At 77.5% G+C, this 6,558-nt stretch carries 1 protein-coding gene; it reads right to left on the bottom strand.

The window, feature by feature from the left end; all coding sequences use genetic code 11:
* On the bottom strand, positions 1-6,501 hold a 6,501-nt coding region (locus D476_RS35035; RefSeq protein WP_017627466.1), incomplete at its 3' end, for a type I polyketide synthase.
* Positions 6,502-6,558 lie beyond the last annotated feature (57 nt).

Genomic DNA, 6,558 nt, shown 5'->3' with positions numbered 1-6,558 from the left:
CGGCAGCCGCTCCCAGGCCAGGTGCAGGGGCGGTGCGGTGCGCGCGCCGCCCAGCTGCTCGGCCGTGACCGGGAGCAGCCGCAGCGACTCCACCTGCACCACCGCACGCCCGTCCGGATCGGTCGCGGTGAGGGTCACCGCGTCCGTGCCCGCGGGGGCGATGCGCACGTGCAGCCGCGGGGCCTGCGCGGCGTGCAGCCGCACCCCGCTCCAGGAGAACGGCAGCCGCACCCGCTCGTCGGCGAGCGCCAGCCCCACGACCGGGTGCAGGGCCGCGTCCAGCAGCGCCGGGTGCACACCGAACCCCTCGGCGCCGGGGGCCTCGTCCGCGAGCGCGACCTCGGCGAAGATCTCCTCGCCGTGGCGCCGGACCCGCCGCAGGCCGCGGAAGGCCGGGCCGTAGTCGTAGCCCTGGTCGGCCAGCCGGGCGTACAGCTCCTCCACGTCGACCTCGGCCGCCTCCGGCGGCGGCGCCGTGTCCGGCGTCCCGGCGGCGGGCCCGGCCGCGCCCGAGAGGGACCCCTGGGCGTGCCGGGTCCACGGGCCGTCGGAGGCCCGCGCGTACACCCCGACCGTGTGCCGCCCGTCCCGGTCGCGTGGGCCCACGGCCACCTGGACCCGGACGCCGCCGTCCCCGCCGAGCGGCAGCGGCGCCTCCAGCGTCAGCTCCTCGACCCCGGCCGCGCCGACCTGCCCGGCCGCGTGCAGGACCAGGTCCACGAACCCGGTCCCGGGCAGCAGCGGGCGGCCGAACACCGCGTGGTCGGCGAGCCAGCGGTGGGTGTCGGCGGACAGTCTGCCGGTGAGCACCAGTCCGCCGTCCCCGGCCAGCTCCACCGCCGCGCCGAGCAGCGGGTGCCCGGCCGTGTCGAGCCCGGTGGCGCTCACGTCGCCGCCCGGCCCGCCCGGGTCCACCCAGAAGCGCTTGCGCTGGAACGGGTAGGTCGGAAGCGGGACCGCCGCGCCGGAGAGCACGCCGTCCCAGCCGACCCGGCCGCCCTCGGCGTGCACACGCGCGAGCGAGGCCAGGAACCGCTCCAGCCCGCCCTCGCCGCGCCGCAGCGTCCCGGTGACCAGCGCGTCGCCGGTGATCTGGTCGATCCCGACCGTCAGCACCGGGTGCGGGCTGATCTCGATGAACGCGGTGCAGCCGTCCTCCAGCGCGGTGCGCACCGCCTCCTCGAACCGGACGGTCGCCCGCAGGTTCTCGTACCAGTAGTCGGCGGTGAGCTGCCCGGTGTCCAGCGCGCGCGTGGTCACGGTCGAGTAGAAGTCCAGGCCGGTCCCGCGCGGGGCGATCCCGTGCAGCACCTCGGCGAGCTCCTCGCGCACCTTCTCCACGTGGGCCGAGTGCGAGGCGTAGCTGACCGGGATCACCTTGGCGTTCACGCCGTCGGCGAGGCAGGCCTCGACCATCTCCGCCAGCGCGTCGGCGTCGCCGGAGACCACCGTCGCCGAGGGGCCGTTGACCACGGCCACGTCCAGCCGCGCCCCCCAGGGCCCGAGCCGCTCGCGCACCTCGTCGGCGGGCAGCGGCACGGACGCCATGCCGCCGTCGCCCTCGATGCGGGTGATGGCCCTGCTGCGCAGCGCGACCACCGCGGCACCGTCCTCGACCGTCAGCGCCCCGGCCGCGACGGCGGCGGCGATCTCGCCCTGCGAATGGCCGATCACCGCGTCGGGGTGCACGCCCGCCGACCGCCACAGCTCGGCCAGCGCCACGTTGACCGCCCACAGGGCCGGCTGCACCACGTCGACGCGGTCGAGCGAGGCGCACCCGGGCGCGTCGCGCAGCACGTCCTTCAGCGACCAGTCGATGTGCGGCTCCAGCGCGCGGGCGCAGCGGTCGACGGCCTCGGCGAACACCGGCGAGGTGTCCAGCAGCTCGCGGGCCATGCCCGCCCACTGCGCCCCCTGGCCGGGGAAGACGAACACGGTGCGGCCCTGCGGCCGGGCGGTGCCGCGCACCACGGAGTCGGACTCGGCCCCGTCGCGCACCGCCGCCACGCCGTCCAGGAGCCGGTCGCCCTCGCCCACCACCACGGCGCGGTGCTCGAAGTGCGACCGCGTCCGCACCAGGGAGAAGGCCACATCGGCGTCGGAGGCGGGCGCGTCCGCCAGGTGCGCGTGCAGGCGGGCGGCCTGCTCGCGCAGGGCCTGTTCGGTCCGCGCGGACAGCACCCACGGCACCGGGCCGGGCTCCCGTCCGGTCCCGGCAGGGGCACCGGACGGGTCGGGCACCGGGGGCGCCTCCTCCAGGATCAGGTGCGCGTTGGTGCCGCTGATGCCGAACGAGGACACCGCGGCCCGGCGCGGACGGCCGGTCTCGGGCCAGGGCGCGGTCCCGGTCAGCAGCGAGACCGCCCCCGAGGACCAGTCGACGTGCCGGGAGGGCCGGTCCACGTGCAGGGTCGGGGGCAGTACCCCGTGCCGCAGCGCCTGCACCATCTTGATCACCCCGGTGACGCCCGCCGCCGCCTGGGTGTGGCCGATGTTCGACTTGACCGACCCGAGCATCAGCGGTGCGGGGCGGTCGGCCCCGTAGGCGGCCAGCAGCGCCTGGGCCTCGATCGGGTCGCCGAGCGCGGTTCCGGTGCCGTGCGCCTCGACCGCGTCCACCTCCCCGGGCCGCAGCCCGGCGTCGGCCAGTGCCGCCCGGATCACCCGCTCCTGGGAGGGGCCGTTGGGCGCGGTGAGGCCGTTGGAGGCCCCGTCCTGGTTGACCGCCGAGCCGCGCACCACCGCCAGCACCGGGTGCCCGTTGCGGACGGCGTCCGAGAGCCGCTCCAGCACCACCAGCCCGGCCGCCTCGCCCCAGGCGGTGCCGTCGGCGGCGTCGGCGAAGGGCTTGCAGCGGCCGTCGCGGGCCAGCCCGCGCTGCCGGGAGAACTCGGTGAACATGCCGGGCGAGGACATCACCGTCGCGCCCCCGGCGAGCGCCATGTCGCACTCGCCCCGCCGCAGGGACCGCACCGCCAGGTGCATCGACACCAGCGACGCCGAGCACGCGGTGTCCACGCTGAGCGCGGGCCCCTCCAGTCCCAGCACATAGGACAGGCGGCCGGAGGCGACCGCGGTGAGCCCGCCGGTGAGCGCGTGCCCGTCGTAGGCCTCGCCCGCCTGGTGCAGCCGCGACCCGTACTCCGGCGGCATCACCCCGACGAAGACGCCCGTCGCGCTGCCGCGCAGCGACCCCGGCTCGATGCCCGCGCGCTCCACGGCCTCCCACGCCGTCTCCAGCAGCACCCGCTGCTGCGGGTCCATCGCGGTGGCCTCGCGCGCACCCACCCCGAAGAACGCGGCGTCGAACCGGTCGGCCCCCTCCAGGAAGCCGCCCTGGTCGGTGTAGGAGGTGCCGGTCCGGGGCTCGTCGGGGGAGTAGAGGGCGTCCAGGTCCCAGCCCCGGTCGGCGGGGAAGGGGCCGATCGCGTCGATGCCCTCGGCCGCGATGCGCCACAGCGCTTCGGGGGTGTCCGCCCCTCCGGGCCAGCGGCCCGCCGCCGACACGATCGCGATGGGCTCGTCGGCCCCGTACCCGCCCGCGGGGGCGGAGTCCCCGGGGGCGCCGCCGCCCCCGGCGAGGTGGGCGGCGACCGCGGCGGGCGTGGGGTGGTCGAAGGTCAGCGTGGACGTCATCGCCCGCCCCGTCGCCCCGGCCAGCGCCTTGCCGAACTCCACCGCGCCGATCGAGTCCAGGCCCAGCTCCTTGAAGGTCGCATCGGCAGGCACCGCCCCGGGGGAGGCGTGGCCCAGCACCGCCGCCACCGCGCCGCGCACCAGGTCCAGCGCGCGGTCGGGGTCCAGGCCGCCCTCGTGCGGGGCGGGGGCGGCGGCTGGCGCGACGCGCGCCCCGGCCGCCGGGGCGGGTGCCGGTGCGAGGGCGCCCGCGTCCCCGTCCCCGGTGTCGAGCCAGTACGGCTCGCGCTGGAAGGCATAGCCCGGAAGTGCGGCGCGGCGGACCGGGCGGCCCGCGAGCAGCCCCTCCCAGTCGGCCCCGGCCCAGTCGACCGCCCCGCCCCCGGCGTGCACCTCGGCCAGCGAGGCCAGGAACCGGCGCAGGCCGCCCTCGTCGCGGCGCAGCGTGCCCGCGACCACCGCGTCCTCGCCTTCGAGGATCTGCGTGATGCCCACCCCCATCACGGGGTGGGCGCTGCACTCGACGAACGTGGTGTGGCCGTCGGCGAAGGCGGCCCGCGCGGCCTGCTCGAACTCCACGGTCCGGCGCAGGTTCCGGTACCAGTACTCGGCGTCCATGGCCGAGGTGTCCGGCAGCAGGGCGCCGGTCACCGTGGAGTACAGCGCCACCTCTGCGCGGCGCGGCTCGATGTCGGCCACGGCGCTGAGCAGGTCCTCGCGCAGGGTCTCCACGTGCGCCGAGTGCGAGGCGTACCCGGCGGCCACCATGCGGGCCGAGACCCCGTCGGCGAGGTAGCGCTCCCGGAGCCGGTGCAGCGCCTCCACACCGCCGGAGACGATGGTGGCCGACGGGCCGTTCACGGCGCCGACGTCCAGGCCCTCCTCCCAGGCGGCCAGGTCCTCGCGCACCCGGGCGGCGGGAAGCGGCACCGACATCAGGCCGCCGCCCTCGGGCAGCCGCTCCACCAGGCGGCCGCGCCGCACCACCAGCGCCGCGGCGTCGCGCAGCGACAGGGCCCCGGCGACGTGCGCGGCGGCGATCTCGCCCTGCGAGTTGCCGATCACCGCGTCGGGCCGGACCCCGGCCGCGCGCCACAGCGCGGCCAGGGCGACCATGACGGTGAACAGCGCGGGCTGCACCACGTCGTTGCGCTCCATCGACGGCGCGCCGGGCGCGTCCCGCAGCACATCCTCCAGCGACCCGCCGATCATCGGGTCGATCACCTCGGCGCACTCGGCGACCTTCGCGGCGAACACCGGCGCGGTGTCCAAGAGCTCGCGCGCCATGCCGGTCCACTGCCAGCCCTGGCCGGGGAAGACCAGCACCGTCCGCCCCGGCGAGGCGGCCGTGCCCCGCACCAGGTCCGCGGCGGGCATCCCGTCCCGCAGCGCCGCCAGGCCCTCCCGGTGCCCGTCGAGCACGACCGCGCGGTGCGGGAAGTGCGTGCGCGCGGCGGCGAGCGTGTAGGCGACGTCGTCGGGCGCGGGGGCGTCCGGCCCCTCCACCGCGCCGAGCAGCCGGTCCGCCTGGGCGCGCAGGGCCTTTTCGGTCCGCGCGGACAGCACCCACGGCACCGGCCGGTCCGCATCGGCGGCGGGCCGCTCCGCCCGCTCCCGGGCCGCGGCGGCCACGACCACGTGGCAGTTGGTGCCGCCGACGCCGAAGGAGGACACCCCGGCCACGGCGGACACCGGGTCCGCCTCCTCCTCCAGCTCCCGCTGCACGGCCAGGTTCAGCTCGTCGAAGGCGATCGCCGGGTTGGGCTCGGAGAAGTTCAGGCTCGGCGGCACCGCGCCGCGGTGCAGCGACAGCACCACCTTGAGCAGCCCGGCGATGCCCGCGGCGCCCTCCAGGTGGCCGATGTTGGTCTTGACCGACCCCACCCGCAGCGGGGCGGAGCGGGCGCGGCCCAGGGCCGCGCCGAGCGCGTCGGCCTCGACCGGGTCGCCGACCGGGGTGCCGGTGCCGTGCAGCTCGACGTAGCCGACCTCGTCGGGGCCGGTCCCGGCGCGGCGGTGCGCGGCCTCGACCACCGCCCGCTGCGCCTCNGTGGTCAGCGTCGGCGCGGCGCCGCCGCTGTTGACGGCGCTGCCCCGGATGACGGCGTAGACGGTGTCGCCGTCGCGCTCGGCGGCCGGCAGCGGCTTGAGCACCAGCACCGCGCCGCCCTCGCCGCGCACGTACCCGTTGGCGCGCGCGTCGAAGGTGAAGCACCGCCCGTCCGGGCTGAGCGCGCCGAACCGCTCGGCCTCCACCGTGCTCTGCGGGGTGAGGATGAGGTTGACGCCGCCCGCGAGCGCGACCTCGGACTCGCCCGAGCGCAGGCTCTCGCAGGCGGTGTGCACCGCCACCAGCGACGAGGACTGCCCCGAGTCCACCGTCAGGCTGGGGCCGCGCAGGTCGAGCGCGTAGGAGAGCCGGTTGGCCAGCACCCCGCGGTTCAGGCCGGTCAGCGAGTGCCGCGTCACCGCCCCGGTCCGGGCGGCGATGGCCGCGTAGTCGGCGGCCATGGCCCCCACGAACACCCCGGCGGCGGCGCCGCGCAGCGCGGCCGGCACGATTCCGGCGTCCTCCAGCGCCTCCCACCCCAGCTCCAGCAGCAGCCGCTGCTGCGGGTCCGCCGCCGCGGCCTCGCGCGGGGACATGCCGAAGAACCCGGCGTCGAAGGTGCCCGTCTCGCCGTCGGGGAGGAACCCGCCCCAGCGCACCGTGCCCGCCTCGGCGAACCGGTCGGACTCGGTGATCGCGCTGGTGCCGGACGCCAGCAGGCGCCAGAACGAGGGGGCGTCGGGGGCTCCGGGCAGTCGGCAGGCGAGGCCGACGACGGCGACGGGATCGTTGGGTCGGTGATCCAAGATGTTCATGCCTTCCCCGGTGTTCGTGGGTCGTGGGGCGGGGGCGCGCGGGCGGCCGGAGCCGCG

Source organism: Nocardiopsis chromatogenes YIM 90109 (genome assembly GCF_000341185.1).
Taxonomy (GTDB): Bacteria; Actinomycetota; Actinomycetes; order Streptosporangiales; family Streptosporangiaceae; genus Nocardiopsis_A; species Nocardiopsis_A chromatogenes.
This window is presented reverse-complemented; position numbering and strand designations above follow the sequence as displayed.